Below are 18,072 nucleotides of genomic sequence, written 5' to 3' on the forward strand. Positions count from 1 at the left end.
ATTTTTGATTAGTCAAAAGCCATTAGTCATTGGTCATTAGTTTTTCATCTCCCTGATATCTCGTTTCGCCCACTCCATTATTAATTGTCTGAGTTACTCCCAGAGTGTGCTAATTCTTGTTAACTTAAAAGGATGCTAATTAATGCTGAACTCCTACTGCAATACCAACGCTGTAAACGCCGGCCTTTTCTAGATATCCACGGTGACAAAAGTCAACGCGATGATGTTAATGAGTTGCTGCAAAAACTACAACAGGACAAAATCGCCCATCAGCTGAGTTTTCTAGCACATCTGACCTATCACCAACCAGATTATCCATACGGAAACTGGGAGAGGGGAGAGGCGGCAACTTTAGAATTGATGCAGCGTGGGGTGGACTACATTTATAAAGGAATACTGCTAGCAACTTATTCTGAAGGATACACCTTACTGAGTCGTCCCAATTTACTCGTCAAACAGCCAGGACAGTCCCGTTTTGGAGACTGGATGTACGTTCCGGCTGGTATTGAACTGGGTAAGCGCCCTAAGCAAGAATATCAAGTTGTCGCCGCATTTCATGCCCAAGTTTTGGCGACAGTGCAGGGAGTTATACCAGAAATAGCTTGGCTTTTATTGCGGCGAACCAATGACAGAAGTTATGCGGTGGATCTTTTTAAATGGATACCACGGATGCAGCAGATTCTGGAGGAGTTTATTCAAGTTTTAGAGTTACCGAATCCGCCAGAGGTGTTTATTTCTCGGCAAAAGTGCAATCTTTGCCATTGGTATAGTCAATGTTATGCCGTTGCTCAATCTGAAAAACATCTCTCACTGTTACCAGGCGTAACACCGATTCGCTATACTCAACTGCAAGCCCTAGCTATCACTACACTGGAATCTCTCGCCAACACCAGTCCTAGCACCTTAGAAAACCTACTTGGTTTCGACAGGGTAGTAGCGCCCAAGCTAGTAGTGCAAGCTCAATCTGCACTGGAAAGACGACCCATAATATTGCCCTACCCGCTACCAATTAAAGATATTACATTCACAGCACCCATAGAGCTTTACTTTGATATTGAGGCACAACCAGACTTGGATTTAAATTATCTTTTAGGGGTTTTGGTAGTTGATAAACTTGCCAACACAGAACAGTTTTATTCATTTTTAGCAGATAAACCAGAAGACGAAGAATTAGTTTGGCAGCAATTTTTGGATTTAGTTTGGCAATATCCCGAAGCGCCAATTTATCATTTTTGTGTCTACGAGTTTGATACAGTCAAACGGTTGGCAAAGCTTTACAAAACTCCCTACGCCTCAGTGCGTCCTGTACTGAACCGATTTGTGGATGTGTATGAACAATTAACCCAAAGTGTAGCATTGCCTGTAGAAAGCTATGCCCTGAAAGCCATCGCTCGTTGGTTAGGATTTGAGTGGCGGGAAAAAGAAGCTAGTGGCGCTAAATGTATTTACTGGTATGATCAGTGGCTAGAAACAGGCGATCGCACCTTATTGGAAATTATCCAAAGCTACAACGAAGATGATTGCCGCGCTACTTACAGAGTGAAAGATTGGCTTGTCAACTTTTTTCAGGATGAATACGGTTTGCGACTAGCTTAAGTAATTTCGGATTTTCTAAAGGTTTTCAATTGGTTGGAATACATCTTATTTATAGTGGCGCACAGATGTGCAGCCCTAATACATGTTGCGATATCTTATTCGTAATTTTTATACTTTAACAAAAAAATTCTATGCAGCTGATTAAAAAAATATTCGCAATCCCACGAATTATTTATTTCTTAATTGCAATTATAATTATTATTTTTTTATTCAAAAACTTATATACAAATGCCGTTGAAGTCAGTAGCATAGACTTTATTGGAGAAGCAACTTTACCGAAAGGTTTAATCTTTAAAAACACTGAAGTTGGAGGTTTATCTGGAATTACATATGATGCCAAAAACAATCTTTATTATGCTATTTCTGATGACCGAGGAAAAAAAGCTGCTGCCCGTTTCTACACTCTGAAAATTGACTTAAGCAAAGGTGATCTACAAAAGGGTAAAGTTCTTCCTGTCAGTATAACCACATTATTAAATGAAAATGGTCAAACATTTCGCCCTGGTGAAAGTGATACAGAAGGTATTGCATTAACTAATAAAGCAACTGTGTTTATTTCTTCTGAAGGCGATGCTGGAAAATTAATTAATCCTTTTATTAAAGAGTTCTCACTCTCTTCTGGCAGAGAAATTAAAACACTTCCCATATTAAACAAATTTTTGCCAGATAAAAGTAGTCAAAAAGGTATCCGAAACAATTTAGCTTTTGAAAGCCTCACTATCACACCCGATAAAAAGCATCTATTCACAGCTACCGAAAATGCTCTAATTCAAGATGGTGTCGCAGCTAAACCTAACATCGGTAGTCCTTGCCGGATTTTGCAATACAACTTGCTTAACAACCAGCCAGAAAAGGAATTTCTTTACCAAACTGAAGCAGTTTCACCCTTTTTGAATTTGACTGGCAAATTCGCTAGTGGATTACCTGATTTACTTGCTCTCGATAATCAAGGACATTTCCTAAGTTTAGAACGGTCTTTTACTGGTCTAGGATTTGCTATTTTCCTGTTTCAGGTTTCTTTAGAAGGAGCCGATGATATTCATAAGATTGATAGCCTTTTAACAATTAATTCTAAAAATATTAAACCAGTTGCGAAAAAACTGCTGTTAGATTTGAGAACCTTAGATGTACTGCTAGATAACATCGAAGGCTTAACTCTTGGCCCTAAACTACCCGATGGACAACAATCATTAATTCTCATCAGTGATAACAATTTTAACTCCCTGCAACGCACTCAAATACTAGCCTTTAAAATTAAAATTGAAACACCACTAATCAGATTATTGCACCGTTTACTCCCGAATCTCAACCGTTAACTGTACAGAGGCATTGTACCTTTACTGCTATTCACTTGTTTGAAGCTTATTCCTGTGTATTCACGGAATTTACTAAGCAACTTTATCTTGCTTATTTGTAGTTTACGTGTAATTTCTCAAACGTATTCATTAATAAATATGTTACATAATAATTAGGGAATTTTGCAGAGAGATTAACCATGATTAGAGCAAAGGATTAATATTCTAAAAATTAGGATGTTTTTTTGTATTTAAATAGGACTTACGCAAAAATTGCCAAAAAGCTTAATTTATCGAACCGCCAAGACGCCAAGAGCGCCGAGAATTCGTAGAGTGTGCGTAAGTCCTATTAAATTTAAAAATTAGCTAGACTTATTAAAGTATTTTACTAACAATGTTTTTCATAATTAATTCTTATGTCACAAAATCAAATTGAGAGTATGGTAGGGCAAAAAGCAGAATTAGATGATTACATTGGAAAATTTTTAAATAATCGCTATTTAATCATAGATTTAATTGGTAAAGGGGGGATGGGTAGAGTTTATTTAGCAGAAGATACTGCTAAAGGTGGTATGCCGATCGCAGTCAAAATTTTATCACTCAGTTTAGCGAACCAGCAAATGTCCCAACGCTTTGCCAGAGAAATTTTTATTGGCGCTCAATTAGGTCGCAAAAGTAAACATATTGTTCGTATTTTAAGTTATGGCGTTACTGAGGATAAGACTCCCTTTTATGTAATGGAATACCTCCAAGGAAAAAATCTCAAACAAATTCTAAAAATTCAGCCCTTAACAATATCAAAATTTTTGGAGATTTGTAATCAAATTTGTTCAGGCTTAAAATGTGCCCATGAAGGTATCAGCCTCAAAGGAGAGATTTATCCCATTGTTCACAGGGATATTAAACCAGAAAATATATTCATTAGTGAAGATAGTAAACAAGGAGAAATTGTTAAAATACTAGATTTTGGTATTGCCAAATTTTTAACAGAGCGAAGCGGGATGACCTTGACAGATTCTTTTATTGGCAGTTTACCTTACTGTTCTCCAGAACATATGGAAGGGCGAAAATTGCTAGATGTCCGCTCTGATATTTACAGTTTGGGAGTATTAATGTTTGAGATGCTGACAGGAAAACATCCATTTCAGACAAAAAGTAACTCCTTTGGTACTTGGTATCAAGCGCATCGCTTTCAAATGCCACCTACAGTTGAAGAAGTGAATCCACAAGTCAAAATACCGCAGGTATTAGAAAAATTACTGATGAGTTGTTTAGCAAAAGAAATAAGCGATCGCCCTCAAAATATCAACCAAATATTAGAAGATTTAAAAAAGGTTAATCTTGAGCTTAATGATGTTATTTCTAGCAAAAGTACTGAGATTATTAACCTCTCGTTTCCAGTTCAATTAGTCCCTGCAACTTTATTATCAGAAAAAGAGTGTTTACAGAAAATTTGGCCTAAAAATAAACCAATTGCACCAATTGGTTTTCCTCATTTACTACATACTCATCAAAGACTTATACCAACTTTTTGGTCAATGTTGCCCCAACAAGAGATTACAAAATATTTGGATAAAATACATGGTACTGAATTTATTAATAAAATGAATGTATACCCGATGCTATTATGGGTAACAGTACTATATAATGCCCAACCTTCTCTGACTAAGTGGCTACCTTATTTTCTGGATTTGAAAGATAATAAAGGGGAGAATATAGCACGTAGTTTAGCAGAAGTAGGCTACTATCATCTACTATTTTTTACCTTAGAAGAGCCAAACCGTTGCTCTCATGTAACGACTTTAAAGCTTACAGCTAATCAGCGCCAGCAACTTGCAGATTGCTTAGATATGAGTCAACAATCAAATGAATTAATTTTGCCTAATGAAGCTAAAAATCTTCTAAAAACAGATTATGAAAAGCTGAAACTCGACATTTTGCAAAAGTTAACTGTAGATCAAAAAACTGAAAATGAAGGTCTCAAAAAATGGATGAATAAATTTTTACAGACTTTTTTTAAACTTTTATCACGTCCTTGAAAGTCTGCTATCAAAATAAAAATGCTTACCACCATTACCCAATGATATTCTTATGTGTCTACTGCTAACTTTAAATCGACTCAGCAGCAGAGGTGAACAAAGTGAATCAAAGCCGATTTACATCTCCAAGTAGTATGGGCTTGCTTGCCAATCGTTATCAACTCAAGCAATTAATTGGTAGTGGTGGCATGGGTGAAGTTTTCTTAGCAAATGATATTTTGTTAGGAGGGACACCCGTTGCTGTCAAGTTTTTGACTAAAACTGTTGTCGATACCAAGATGCAACAAGACTTTGTTCGTGAAGCTTTAATGAGTGCAGCTTTGAGTCAAAAGAGCTTACATATAGTGCGGGCGTATGATTATGGCGTGAATGAGAAAGGAAAACCATACTACGTCATGGAATATCTATGTGGAAAGAGTTTAAAGGATTTAATTCCGCTGCCTTTGTCCATGTTTTTGACTCTCTCCCGCCAAATTTGCTTGGGCTTACAGTGCGCCCATCAAGGCATTAACATTGACGGCAAAATTTGTCCATTAGTTCATAGAGATATCAAGCCTGCCAATATATTAGTTATTCCTGATCCAACATTGGGTCAGTTAGTTAAAATTCTCGATTTCGGGATTGCTAAATTTTTAAATTATGCATCAACAGCTAGTACAAGCAGTGGATTTAATGGCACTTTACCCTACTGTTCTCCAGAACAGCTAGATGGGGAAAAATTAGATAGTCGATCTGATATTTATAGCCTGGGTGTGATGATGTTTGAAATGCTCACAGGCGAAAAACCTTGGCAACCAGAAACTGATTACTTTGGTGCTTGGTATAAAGCACATCACTTTGAAGAACCAAAAGCGCTCGCAGATGTTAAACCTACTCTTAAATTACCTCAGAAGCTAAATAATTTAATCATGGCTTGTCTTGCTAAAAAAGCAAGCGATCGCCCACAAAATATCGCTCAAATTCTGCAAGTCTTCAACAGTTTAGAACAGCCCGATAGTCCCCGTTTACCTACAACATTAGCCTCTGATTCCATTCTTAACTATCCTTTAGATTCTGGATTACCAATCACAGTAGAACAAAAGTGTCGGCAACTTTTATGGCCTGAAAATAAACCAATTAAAGAAATTGTTTTTCCCCAGCTTCTAGACATTGCACAAGCATCTATGACAGCACTATGGTTGATGTTGCCTAAACAAGAAATCAAAAACTATGCGGTTTCTACCCGTTATAACCAATTTATCTTCATAACATCCCCTCACCCAATGCTGTTGTGGGTGAGTGTACTTTACAATCGGCAATTAGCTCCTAAGTGGCTACCCTGCTACCTAGATATGCAAAATCCCCAAAATCTTAGGATGGTAAGTTTCCTGGTTAAAAATGAACACTATCCTTTGATTTTCTTTACTCTAGAAGCACCACATTCCTGCACCAACGTTCTCAGCAGTCGCATCGAGCCAACTCAGCGGCAAATGTTGAAAACCTGGGTGCAACAGAGTCATAGTCTACCACCCGCTTCTCAACCCCAGTTGAGCAAACAGCTATTAAAGCAGCAGTATAAACAAATGCAATCCCGGATATTACAGCATCTGGAATCAGAGCCACAGGTTGTATTATCAGGTTCTATTTAACGAAAAATTTCCCCCAAGGAGCGATCGCTCAGGAGACGGGCAAAAATAATTCCTAACTCCAAAACACTTGACAAGTAGAAAATAAATAGCGATAATAGCAAAGTTGCCAAACAAGGGACTGTAGTTCAATTGGTTAGAGCACCGCCCTGTCACGGCGGAAGTTGCGGGTTCGAGCCCCGTCAGTCCCGTTCTAGATTTATGAATAGTGAATTACCGAAGTTCAGTTCGGTGATTTTAGATTTTGAATTCCCCAAAGGGAATGACTCAGGATTCAGGGTTTAAATATAAGCTACATTTATCAAGCTTTGCGAAAGAGAGAATCAACTGTGACTGTCAGAGTCCGTATTGCGCCGAGTCCAACCGGAAATTTACATATTGGTACAGCTAGAACGGCTGTATTTAACTGGTTATTTGCCCGCCACCACGGCGGTAAATTTATACTGCGAATAGAAGACACAGACTTAGAGCGATCGCGTCCCGAATACACCGACAATGTTCTTGAAGGACTGCGCTGGCTAGGACTTAACTGGGATGAAGGACCATTTTTTCAATCTCAACGCCTGGATCTCTACAAAGAAGCAGTACAAAAACTGCTAGATCAAGGATTAGCCTATCGCTGCTACACCACTTCCGAAGAACTAGAGGCGCTAAGAGAAGCCCAAAAAGCTAGAGGCGAAGCTCCTCGCTATGACAACCGTCACCGTAACCTCACCCCAGAACAACGCGCCGCATTTGAAGCAGAAGGTCGCTCCTCTGTGATTCGCTTCAAAATCGAAGATGGACGGGAAATTGTCTGGAATGACTTAGTAAGGGGAAAGATGTCTTGGCGAGGTAGCGATTTAGGTGGTGATATGGTCATCGCCCGCGCCTCAGAAGAAAGCAGTGGTCAACCTTTATACAACTTTGCAGTTGTAGTGGATGACATCGATATGCAAATCACCCATGTTATCCGGGGAGAAGACCACATCGCCAACACCGCCAAGCAAATTTTACTGTATGAAGCAATGGGTGCAAAAATCCCAGAGTTTTCGCACACGCCGTTGATTTTGAATTTGGAAGGGCGCAAGCTTTCTAAGCGAGATGGTGTTACTTCCATTTCTGACTTTCAGCAAATGGGCTTTATTGCTGAAGGCTTGGTGAATTACATGACATTGCTGGGTTGGTCGCCACCAGACTCGACGCAAGAAATATTTACCTTAGAAGCAGCAGCCAAAGAATTTGGCTTTGAACGTGTAAATAAAGCAGGTGCAAAATTTGACTGGGCAAAACTCGATTGGTTAAACAGTCAGTATATCCACCATATGCCAGTAGATAAACTCACAGATTTACTCATACCTTATTGGCAGGCGGCTGGGTATAAATTTGATGGTGGAAGAGAACGCCCCTGGTTAGAACAGTTAGTAACTTTAATTAGCCAGAGTTTGACTCGTTTAGTAGATGGAGTAGCTCAAAGCCAACTGTTTTTTAGCGACATTGAATTTAGCGACGAAGGTAGTACGCAACTGAAGCAAGAAGGTTCTACTGCTGTGCTTGAGGGGATTGTCACAGCTTTAGAAAATCAGCCGCAACTATCGGAAGCCGCCGCCCAGGACATTATTAAACAAGTGGTGAAAGAGCAAAAAGTCAAAAAAGGCTTGGTGATGCGATCGCTCAGAGCAGCTTTAACTGGAGATGTTCATGGCCCCGACCTTATCCAATCTTGGTTACTACTAAATCAGATTGGTTTAGATAAGTCGCGCTTGAGTAGGGCAATAACAGAAGCTAATTAGCGATTACTTCCAGATTTTAGAAATATTTGAGATTTTAGGGGCGCACAAACGTGCGCCCTTATCCATAAGGTAGAGCAACTATCGGCACAAGAAATTATTGACTAATTACTAATGAATTATCCCCAATTGTAAATCTAAAATAGGTAGTCAATTCTCCTCAGGTCGGGAACTTGGTGTGTAAAATTAATGTCTTCAAAAACACTTAGAAGAGAACGTAATTACAATGCCGACAAAAGCGCTCAACAGAGGAATGAGATTATCGTTGATGATAGTTACGCTCTTGATTACATTGACAGTTAATAGTGTGACTGATGCTCAGGAAGCGCCAACGATATTTGGAGATGTCACCATTAGCCCCCAGTTTTCGCCAGACCCCCAGACAGTTCGCGGCATGAGTGGTGGTTCAATATCTGGGAGTCAAGTAGCCGCCAGAAGCGAAACAGCCACTGGCCCTTGTACCGGATTTGTTGATGAAACACCAGATCACACATTAGTGCTAACAAGTAAATTTGACTACCTAAAGCTGCAAGTGCAAAGTCCTGAGGACACCACCTTGATTATCAAGGGGCCCGGTGGTACATGGTGTAATGACGATGTTGACGGTAAAAATGCTGGCATTGTTGGTGAATGGCTGGCTGGAAATTACCAAATTTGGGTTGGTTCCTACGAAAAAGGTAAGTATCTTCCTTATACTCTACAAATTACAGAAGTTAAGTAAGTAAAGTCCTCGATTGAAGAGACACACCAGAGACGAGAAAATTTCTTGGCGTCTCTCCTTTGTTGGCGCTCCCTTTTCTCGTGCAATATTGTATTAAAATTAAGTTAACTTTGATTAAGATTCTTGTTGGCATCGCCATAATGCCCTAATTGCCTTATGACAGTGCATATAAGAGATCAAATTAAACAAAATGGATTTATAGACATCCGTTTAACAGCTTAAAGTGACAGAGTGATGAACATTCGGTTGCTAAGGCTGATGACTTGTATAGGTATCTAGAGGCAAATTAACATGAAATTCTCTTGGAAAGTCCTAGTACTCTGGACATTGCCGGCTTTGGTAATTGGCTTTTTCTTCTGGCAAGGGGCCTTTGCAGGCGCTCCTGCTGACATGAGTAAGAATGCAGCCAATACCCGCATGACCTATGGTCGCTTTCTAGAATACTTGGACGGCGATCGCGTCAGCAGTGTGGATCTATACGAAGGCGGTAGGACAGCAATTATAGAAGCCCGCGATCCAGACATCGAAAATCGCGTCCAAAGGTGGCGGGTGGATTTGCCTGTTAACGCTCCTGAGTTAATTAGCAAGCTCAAAGAAAAAGACATTAGTTTTGATGCTCACCCCATGCGGAATGATGGCGCAATTTGGGGATTGTTGGGCAATCTCATATTTCCAGTTTTATTGATTACTGGGCTGTTCTTTTTGTTCCGGCGTTCTAGCAACCTCCCAGGCGGCCCGGGTCAAGCGATGAACTTCGGCAAATCGAAAGCGCGTTTCCAAATGGAAGCAAAAACTGGGGTTAAATTTGACGACGTAGCCGGGATCGAAGAAGCTAAGGAAGAATTGCAAGAAGTTGTCACCTTCCTCAAGCAGCCAGAAAGATTTACCGCTGTAGGCGCACGGATTCCCAAGGGAGTGCTGTTAGTTGGGCCTCCTGGAACTGGTAAAACTTTACTAGCAAAAGCGATCGCTGGTGAAGCAGGTGTACCTTTCTTCAGTATTTCCGGTTCAGAATTTGTGGAAATGTTCGTTGGTGTCGGTGCATCCCGCGTCCGCGATTTGTTCAAAAAAGCTAAAGACAACGCCCCCTGTATCATCTTCATCGATGAAATCGACGCCGTTGGACGCCAACGGGGTGCTGGTATCGGTGGCGGTAACGACGAGAGAGAACAAACCCTCAACCAACTCCTCACCGAAATGGATGGGTTTGAAGGTAATACAGGTATCATTATTATTGCTGCCACCAACCGTCCCGATGTACTAGACTCAGCCTTATTGCGTCCCGGCCGCTTTGACCGACAAGTAACTGTCGATCCACCCGATATCAAAGGACGTTTGGAAATCTTGCAAGTCCATTCGCGGAACAAGAAACTAGACGCTAGTGTATCCTTGGATGCGATCGCTCGCCGCACTCCTGGATTCACTGGGGCTGATTTAGCTAACTTACTCAACGAAGCGGCAATTCTCACCGCTAGAAGACGCAAAGAAGCTGTCACCCTCCGCGAAATTGATGACGCTGTGGATCGGGTAGTCGCGGGGATGGAAGGTACTCCTTTGGTAGATAGCAAGAGCAAACGCTTAATTGCATACCATGAAATTGGACATGCTTTAGTAGGGACTTTGTTAAAAGACCATGACCCAGTGCAGAAAGTCACTTTAATCCCACGGGGACAAGCACAGGGTTTGACATGGTTTACTCCCGACGAAGAACAGGGGTTAATTTCCCGTTCTCAACTCAAAGCCAGAATTACTGGTGCTTTAGGCGGTCGCGCTGCTGAAGAGGTGATTTTTGGGGCTGCTGAAGTCACAACTGGCGCTGGTGGTGACTTGCAACAGTTATCAGGAATGGCGCGGCAAATGGTGACGCGGTTTGGGATGTCAGATTTGGGGCCGTTGTCATTGGAAAGCCAGCAGGGAGAAGTATTCTTAGGTCGTGACTGGACAACCCGATCTGAATATTCCGAATCTATCGCTTCCCGCATTGATGGACAAGTGCGAACGATCGTGGAAGAATGCTACGAAAACTCGAAAAAGCTTATCCGTGATAATCGCACTGTCACCGATCGCTTAGTCGATCTGCTGATCGAAAAGGAAACCATTGACGGCGAAGAATTCCGCCAGATTGTGGCTGAATATGTTGATGTACCTGAGAAGCAGCAGTACGTACCGCAACTGTAGTAGATGAATCTTTTCTGGGCTAATGTCTGGGAATGAGCAAATAGAAATCAAATGAGGATGGTCTGTGCCATCCTCATTTTTTTAGCTCTACCGTAAATTTTATGCAAAAAATCAATGAACAGTTATACAAGTATGATCCTATAAATACTGGCTCGTAGCTGGGATTTAGCGCCCAAGCGTAACTACAAACATCCCATCAATTATGTAAATAAACTCTATTCTTCTTAAAAGGAATCATCATCCTCTAATTGATCATAATATTCTATATAGGACTTACGCACACTCTACGAATTCTTGGCGTTCTTGGCGTCTTGGCGGTTCGACAAATTAAGCTTTTGGGCGATTTTTGCGTAAGTCCTACTATATAAATATTTACCCCTTCTTATTTGCAGAAAATGAATAGCAAAGCTAAATTGTTGACTTTTGGCATCGTAACACTTGCTCTTTCTTCTTTAACTGTCGGCACAGTGCTAGCACAAGCAAAACTGACAAATCAATCGAAATTGTTTATCAATGGTATTGGACAAGTACGAGTTGGGATGACTGTTTCCCAAGCGGCAAAGGCTGCTGCTACTAAGCTAGTGGGTGATTCCCCGAATAACAGTTGTTACTACGTTAAGCCACAAAACGAACCCAAAAATCTTTTGTTTATGGTTACAAAAGGTCGTATTTCTAGAGTAGATGTGCGGCAGAATACCCAGATTACTACCCTCAAAGGTGCAAAAATTGGCGACACTGAAGCGCAAATCAAGTCTCTCTACCCAGGACAAATTAAAGTCACACCTCATAAATACGTCCAAGGCGGACACTACTTGACATTTATCCCGAAAGATCGTGCTAACCAGAATTATCGTGTGGTATTCGAGACTGACGGGAAGCGTGTCACTCAGTTTCGGTCAGGTAAACTGCCAGAAGTTGAATTTGTTGAAGGCTGTTCTTGATCTGAGATATCATCAAACTTACTTCCTTAGCTTCCGCAGCTTCAGTTGGCTATGCCTGTCGTACCCCTACGGGGATCTTGCTACGCAAAGCGTCTGGTAGAGTTGGCATTGCTGCATACTCCCAAGATAATCCAATGCCGTACAGCGCCTTTAATCTTAGCAAAGTAAAAACCGACTTTAAATTAATCTTTGTTGAAAATAAAGATTTATTTGGGGATGTACAGGCCGTTTCTCCTAGTGAATATTTAAATTTGATTTTCTCTGAGCATCTACCATTAGTAACAGCAATAAATACAGAAAAAGCTCGTTTTGAACTAATTATTATGCCTGTTTTAATTGAAGTTAAACGCTTATTTAAATACCAAATTAGCATATTTTCTGGTTCAGAGTTTAATGTAGATGCTTCTAAAGGATTAGAAGGACGCTGTGATTTCATTCTCAATTGTTCACCAGAACAATATGATATTACTAGCCCTGTGGTGACTATTGTGGAAGCTAAAAATGAGAGTATTAAATCTGGTTTAGGACAATGCATTGCGACAATGATTGCATCTCAATTGTTTAACCAGCAACAAGGAAATATTATAAATGAAATTTATGGTGTAGTCACAACAGGAACAGATTGGAAATTTCTCAAACTTTGTGACAATACCATCTTTATCGATAAGAACGATTACTTTATTAAAGAAATAGATAAAATCTTAGGAATTCTGACAATGACTCTGATAGCTTGTCCGCAATTTTAGCTTAGGGATGGTACACACCATCCCCATTTTTTATCGTTCTACTTCATCCACTGCTTTGGGAACCCCCGCAGTTAACACCTCATGTCCATCAGATGTAACTAACACATCATCCTCAATCCGAATACCAATACCAATCCATCGAGGATCAGTCTCTGGTTGGTCTTCTGCTAATTTGGTGTCAGGCACAATATATAATCCCGGTTCCACTGTCAGAATTTGACCTGGTTGCAAAATCTGCGGTTTATCTTCACCGTGCTGGTAAACACCCACATCATGGACATCCAACCCTAACCAATGACTGGTGCGATGCATATAATATGGCTTATATTTCTCTTCCTCAATTAACTTGTCAATTTCACCTTTGAGAATGCCAAGCTCAACTAAACCTTCAGTGAGAACGCGCACTGCTGTATCGTGAACTAATTTGAAGGGATTACCTGGTTGCACTTGGGCGATCGCTTGTTTTTGGGCTGACAAAACAATCTCATACAGCATCTTTTGTTCTGGCGTAAATTTACCCCCGACAGGAAATGTCCGGGTAATATCAGAGTTGTAATAACCGTAAGCACAACCGGCATCAATTAGCAGTAATTCTCCATCCTGCATTTGACGATTGTTTTCAATGTAGTGCAGTACGCAAGCATTCACGCCAGAAGCCACAATCGAAGGATAAGCTGGCCCCATTCCACCCCGGACTCGAAAGATGCGTTCCATCTCCGCCTGTATTTCGTACTCATAACGTCCGGGTGCAGCAATTTCTTGTGCATAATTGTGCGCTTCGGTGGCGATCGCTACTGCTTGACGCATCAATCCCAACTCAGCTTCACTTTTAACCAATCTCATGCTGTTGAGGACAGGGCCAGTATCTTCAATGGCGATCGGCCCTGTTCCCCGCTTGGGATAAGTCCGCAGTAAACTCTGATAATGTCCCAGAATTTTGTCATTAAAAGTGCGATCGCGTCCTAAGTGATAGTAAATGCGGTTAGCTTTTTCCAAATACTGTGGCAACTTTTCATCTAACTCACTAATCGGGTAGGCTTCATCAGCACCATAAATTTCCTTGGCTGCATCTACCCCACAAAGATAACCAGTCCATACTTCTCTTTCCCGATCCTTCGGTTGGACAAATAGCACAAACCGATGTTCTGAATGATGCGGCGTTAACACTGCAACGGCCTGTGGTTCGTTAAAACCAGTCAGGTAGAAGAAATCACTGTCTTGGCGATAAACATACTCGACATCGTTGTGCATCACTGCCATTGGCGCACTGCGAAAGATGGCTGTGCCATCACCAATTTTTGCCATTAACTGCTCGCGACGCTGCCGATATTCTGCTTGCATAGCTGATGTATGTATTAAACTATTGTGTTATTTTACACTTTTGGCAACCAGCGGATGCACAGATTATGCTTTTCAGTAGTTGCTAATCTAAGTTATTCTAACCAATATTTGTTTCAACTCAAGTCATAAACTATTGATGAATAATCAATTATCTTGCGATTAGCATCTGGCGAGCCACTCTTGTTGCATCTGGCGTGGGGGGTCGCAACAATTTACAATTTTCACGAATGATTTAGGACTGCTATATAAAACACAAAAAGTATTTTGCAATTGCTTGTATAGAACTTGATATTTTTAGACAAATCGTATAAAACAAACATATATTTATCTTCAATTAATAACATTAATGAATAAAAAATATTTATAAAGAAATATTGAAACCCTGGTAAATGTTATTGGGTTACAGAAAGAGCTTATCAAAGAAAGTTAAAACAATATAACAACCAATCATAAAAATACACCATGTCTGGAAATTCAAATTTGTCACCCTTATCTTTGAATACATCTAAATGGGCATCAGACTCTTTAGCAAAATCAAGAATCTTGACATCTTCTTTTGAGGATTTGAATTATGATTTGGGATTTAGTAGTAAGAGTTCCTCATATGCACTACAAGATGAACCGTTGACCGAGCCTGCCAAAACGTCAGCAAATCCCAATCCTAATCCTTACTTAACTAGTGCGGCTATTACTCCTGACTTTAACGGTGATGGCAAAACGGACAAAGTTTGGGCCGATTCTAAAACCGGTGAGATTATCATTCGGTTAATGGATGGACCAAAAGTTCTCGACCAGGGTTCTCTAGGTAAATTCGACCTATCCGCCTATGATTACAAAATTGCTGACTTCAATGGTGATGGCAAAACCGACTTCTTATTACGCAATAAGACAACCGGTGAGAATACCATTGCGCTGATGGATGGAACTAAAGTTGCTAATTCGGCTGCTCTAACCAGCGTTGACCCAGCTTGGACTCCTCAGATTGGCGATTTCAATGGCGATCGCAAAACAGATATCTTCTGGCATAACAATACAACCGGTGAGAACGCTATTTGGGAGATGGATGGTACAACAGTTTTGAATGCAACTGTTTTAGATAAAACAGACCCAGCACTAACTCCTACCATTGTTGATTTCGATGGCAATGGCAAGAGTGATATTTTCTGGCGTAATCCGACAACCGGCGATAACACCGCTTGGTTTATGGATGGTACGCAAAAGACTGAACTTGCACTACAATCACAAGACGCCGCCTGGACTCCTACCCTTGGTGATTTTAACGGCGACTATAAGACTGACATTCTATGGAGAAACGCTCAAACAGGTGAAAACAAGGTTTGGACGATGAATGGGATTATAGTTACAGAGGGTGCTCTGAAGACACTTGACCCAGCCTGGACTTCTAAAATTGGCGATTTCAACGGCGATGGCAAGACCGACATCTTCTGGCACAATAGCACCACTGGCGAGAACACCGCTTGGTTGATGGATGGTACAACAGTTGCCACTGAAGCTTTCTTACCGACTAATACCGCATCCTTGACACCATCCCTTGGCGACTTCAACGGCGATGGTAAGACCGACATCTACTGGCGCGATCAGACAGCAGGTGCAGACAAAATTTGGACTATAGATGGGACTACAGCGGTTGAGACTCCCATCAGCGACGCAGATAAGCTTGGTGGAGAGTGGTATACGTTCTAAAACCTAGAAACAAAAGTCATTCGATTTTAGATTTTTCCTTCAATCTCAAATCCAAGTTGCGCTGTCAGCGCACCAAAGGTGCGACCCAAAATTTAAAATTGGCAGAGTCAGGAGTTCTCTTATAGCAAGGGACTGGGGACTAGGGACTGGGGACTGGGTGAAAAGCCTTTTTGTGTCTAAGTTTTATCATCTGTTAATGTCCTAACCACCTTGGCTGTTGCTATATGTCCGATTAAATACCCATAATAGCCGTGCTAACCCCACCCCGGCAAAGCTATACTTTTCCTCCCCAAAGCATTGGGGAGGAGGTGCTTTTATGATCGGCAATTAGATGGACATCATATCAGGAGGTAGGGGACAGGAATCATTGATTATTCTCCCTCATCCACTTATCCTCTGCTTCTCAAAACTTGTAACTCAAAACTTGAATCACGCTATTTTCCGGCAAATCTTTAGGGTTAATGGAAATAGTATCTGTGTTGCTACGCCGTACTGGTATACCTTGCATTAAGGTGAGAAAATTATCGAGTGGCGAAATATCGCACTTAGCAGCATCAGCTGCTTGTGTCCGGTAATGGGTGGGAATAATCAGCTTGGGATTTAACACTTGAACAGCCTGCTTTGCTTCCTCAGCATTGTAGGCTTTTGCACTGCCTCCCACTGGAATGAATGCCACATCAGGACGTCCCAGGAGGATTTTTTGCTCAATGGAAATGGGTGCAGCAGCTCCCCCTAAGTGGAGGATATTAATTCCGCTTTGCTTCCAACTCCAAGCGGTATTTAAGCCAAACTGCTTACCACCTTTGCGATCGTGGTCTATAGCAATTCCTTGGAACTTAATGCCTTTGAACTCGTAAACTCCTGGTTCGTAAATGAGTTTTGCATTTCCCGGTAGTACGTCCACAGCCCCTTCATCCAGTAGTTGACTGCTAATCAATACCAAATCTGCTGCAACTTTTGGTGGACGATATTTAGCAGTACAGCCGACCGCCCGAAATGGATTGACGAGAATTTTCGCACCGCCACCAGTAAAAAGAAAGCAAGTATGACCCAACCACTGAACTGATAAACCGCTAGATTGTGCGTCAGCTTGAGATTCAGAACTCAAGGTAGTAACTAAAGCTGTGACCAACCCCGCCCCAGCATAGCCCATCAACTGTCGTCGTTTCATTAATTATGCTCTTGACTGTAACTGTTCCAGAAAATTTCGCAATAACTGTTTTCCTGAAGATGTCAGGACACTCTCTGGGTGAAACTGGACGCCCTGAATGTGAGGATAGTTCCGGTGTCGCACTCCCATAATGGTGTTATCTTCAACCCAAGCGGTGATTTCTAACACATCCGGGCAAGTCTCACGTTCTATCACCAAACTATGATACCTGGTGGCGGTTAGAGGATTTTCTAATCCCCGGAAAACCCCCACCCCAGTATGAGACACCTGAGAGGTTTTGCCATGCATCAACTCTGGAGCAGAAATTATTTTACCACCGAATACTTGACCGATGCTTTGATGTCCCAAACAGACACCCAAAATTGGCAACTCTTGGCCTAGCTGTTCAATCAACTCTAGGGAAATGCCAGCATCTTCCGGGCGACCAGGCCCAGGAGAAATAACCACGGCTTCGGGCTTTAATGCCCGAATCTCATCTATGGATATCTTGTCGTTACGAAAAACTTTAATATCATCTGCCACTGAGAATTCTGCTGCCAATTCTCCCAGATACTGGACTAAATTATATGTAAAACTGTCATAATTGTCGATAACTATAATCAAAACTCATCACTCCTGGTTTTTACCACTGATCAATTGCAAAAAGCATAGACAAATATCTCATGCTATTTGTTTACTAGGTGTAAAAATAACGCTAACCTGGATGCATAAATATGAAGCGGCTACTCTGGGATCAAGCCACTTGCTAACGATAACCAAGTAACCCTTTAGCTAGGATGGTTGGCACGTAGGCGTAGCCCGTCGTAGACATCGCGTTACTTCAATTTTAAATTGCTGATAATGTGTTCTCCAAAGGTATCGGACAGAGGGTGATCCTCTTACCGACTCACTAAGCGATGCCTGCGGGTGTCACTGAGCGCCTGGTGAGCGCAGTGCGGACTATGAC

At 41.3% G+C, this 18,072-nt stretch carries 13 protein-coding genes and 1 tRNA gene; 11 read left to right on the top strand and 3 right to left on the bottom strand.

Annotated features, from left to right (window positions below):
* The first annotated feature begins 132 nt into the window (after nt 1-132).
* The 10 genes from V7K35_RS04835 (at nt 133) to V7K35_RS04880 (ending at nt 12,910) form a co-directional block, all read left to right on the top strand.
* A complete protein-coding gene (locus V7K35_RS04835; RefSeq protein ID WP_335076840.1) occupies nt 133-1,596 on the top strand; it encodes a TM0106 family RecB-like putative nuclease in 1,464 nt (487 codons plus the stop codon).
* Between the two features lie 131 nt (nt 1,597-1,727).
* On the top strand, nt 1,728-2,912 hold the full coding sequence (locus V7K35_RS04840; RefSeq protein WP_335076842.1) for an esterase-like activity of phytase family protein: 1,185 nt from the start codon (nt 1,728-1,730) through the stop codon (nt 2,910-2,912).
* 395 nt (nt 2,913-3,307) lie between these two features.
* Nucleotides 3,308-4,930: a serine/threonine protein kinase gene (locus V7K35_RS04845; protein WP_335076843.1), complete on the top strand. Its 1,623-nt coding sequence runs from the start codon at nt 3,308-3,310 to the stop codon at nt 4,928-4,930.
* A 101-nt stretch (nt 4,931-5,031) separates the two neighbouring features.
* Nucleotides 5,032-6,558 (top strand): serine/threonine protein kinase, encoded by a 1,527-nt coding sequence (locus V7K35_RS04850; RefSeq protein WP_335076936.1) that lies wholly within the window; start codon nt 5,032-5,034, stop codon nt 6,556-6,558.
* Nucleotides 6,559-6,672: 114 nt separating this feature from the next.
* Nucleotides 6,673-6,746 (top strand) — tRNA-Asp (locus V7K35_RS04855).
* Nucleotides 6,747-6,884: 138 nt separating this feature from the next.
* A complete protein-coding gene (gene gltX / locus V7K35_RS04860) occupies nt 6,885-8,327 on the top strand; it encodes a glutamate--tRNA ligase (RefSeq protein ID WP_335076845.1) in 1,443 nt (480 codons plus the stop codon).
* A 223-nt stretch (nt 8,328-8,550) separates the two neighbouring features.
* The gene (locus V7K35_RS04865) at nt 8,551-9,045 is read left to right on the top strand and encodes a hypothetical protein (protein WP_334792840.1); all 495 of its coding nucleotides are present in this window, start codon (nt 8,551-8,553) and stop codon (nt 9,043-9,045) included.
* Nucleotides 9,046-9,336: 291 nt separating this feature from the next.
* The gene (ftsH2, locus tag V7K35_RS04870; RefSeq protein ID WP_334792841.1) at nt 9,337-11,223 is read left to right on the top strand and encodes an ATP-dependent zinc metalloprotease FtsH2; all 1,887 of its coding nucleotides are present in this window, start codon (nt 9,337-9,339) and stop codon (nt 11,221-11,223) included.
* Nucleotides 11,224-11,618: 395 nt separating this feature from the next.
* A complete protein-coding gene (locus V7K35_RS04875) occupies nt 11,619-12,164 on the top strand; it encodes a hypothetical protein (protein ID WP_335076847.1) in 546 nt (181 codons plus the stop codon).
* A gap of 77 nt (nt 12,165-12,241) precedes the next feature.
* Nucleotides 12,242-12,910, top strand: coding sequence for a hypothetical protein (locus V7K35_RS04880; RefSeq protein ID WP_442939688.1), 669 nt, complete (start codon nt 12,242-12,244; stop codon nt 12,908-12,910).
* Between the two features lie 30 nt (nt 12,911-12,940).
* Here the strand turns inward: V7K35_RS04880 and V7K35_RS04885 are convergent, their stop codons facing one another.
* On the bottom strand, nt 12,941-14,251 hold the full coding sequence (locus V7K35_RS04885; protein WP_335076849.1) for an aminopeptidase P N-terminal domain-containing protein: 1,311 nt from the start codon (nt 14,249-14,251) through the stop codon (nt 12,941-12,943).
* Between the two features lie 462 nt (nt 14,252-14,713).
* Between V7K35_RS04885 and V7K35_RS04890 the strand changes: the two genes are divergently transcribed.
* Nucleotides 14,714-15,955, top strand: coding sequence for an FG-GAP repeat domain-containing protein (locus V7K35_RS04890; RefSeq protein WP_335076851.1), 1,242 nt, complete (start codon nt 14,714-14,716; stop codon nt 15,953-15,955).
* Between the two features lie 403 nt (nt 15,956-16,358).
* Here V7K35_RS04890 and V7K35_RS04895 read toward each other — a convergent pair whose 3' ends face one another.
* Both V7K35_RS04895 and V7K35_RS04900 read right to left on the bottom strand, forming a co-directional pair.
* Nucleotides 16,359-17,126: an MBL fold metallo-hydrolase gene (locus V7K35_RS04895; RefSeq protein ID WP_335076853.1), complete on the bottom strand. Its 768-nt coding sequence runs from the start codon at nt 17,124-17,126 to the stop codon at nt 16,359-16,361.
* A 3-nt stretch (nt 17,127-17,129) separates the two neighbouring features.
* Nucleotides 17,130-17,729 carry an anthranilate synthase component II gene (locus V7K35_RS04900; protein ID WP_334955911.1) on the bottom strand — a complete coding sequence of 200 codons (600 nt, stop codon included), beginning with the start codon at nt 17,727-17,729 and terminating at the stop codon, nt 17,130-17,132.
* Nucleotides 17,730-18,072 lie beyond the last annotated feature (343 nt).

The sequence above is a fragment of the Nostoc sp. genome, from assembly GCF_036917275.1.
In the GTDB taxonomy this organism is placed as follows: Bacteria; Cyanobacteriota; Cyanobacteriia; order Cyanobacteriales; family Nostocaceae; genus Nostoc.

What these genes read in the sequence shown, in the direction of transcription:
- V7K35_RS04875 (WP_335076847.1), top strand. Translation starts at nt 11,619, where the DNA reads ATGAATAGCAAAGCTAAATTGTTGACTTTTGGCATCGTAACACTTGCT.
- V7K35_RS04890 (WP_335076851.1), top strand. Translation starts at nt 14,714, where the DNA reads ATGTCTGGAAATTCAAATTTGTCACCCTTATCTTTGAATACATCTAAA.
- V7K35_RS04835 (WP_335076840.1), top strand. Translation starts at nt 133, where the DNA reads ATGCTAATTAATGCTGAACTCCTACTGCAATACCAACGCTGTAAACGC.
- V7K35_RS04840 (WP_335076842.1), top strand. Translation starts at nt 1,728, where the DNA reads ATGCAGCTGATTAAAAAAATATTCGCAATCCCACGAATTATTTATTTC.
- V7K35_RS04845 (WP_335076843.1), top strand. Translation starts at nt 3,308, where the DNA reads ATGTCACAAAATCAAATTGAGAGTATGGTAGGGCAAAAAGCAGAATTA.
- ftsH2 (WP_334792841.1), top strand. Translation starts at nt 9,337, where the DNA reads ATGAAATTCTCTTGGAAAGTCCTAGTACTCTGGACATTGCCGGCTTTG.
- V7K35_RS04895 (WP_335076853.1), bottom strand. Translation starts at nt 17,126, where the DNA reads ATGAAACGACGACAGTTGATGGGCTATGCTGGGGCGGGGTTGGTCACA.
- V7K35_RS04885 (WP_335076849.1), bottom strand. Translation starts at nt 14,251, where the DNA reads ATGCAAGCAGAATATCGGCAGCGTCGCGAGCAGTTAATGGCAAAAATT.
- V7K35_RS04865 (WP_334792840.1), top strand. Translation starts at nt 8,551, where the DNA reads ATGCCGACAAAAGCGCTCAACAGAGGAATGAGATTATCGTTGATGATA.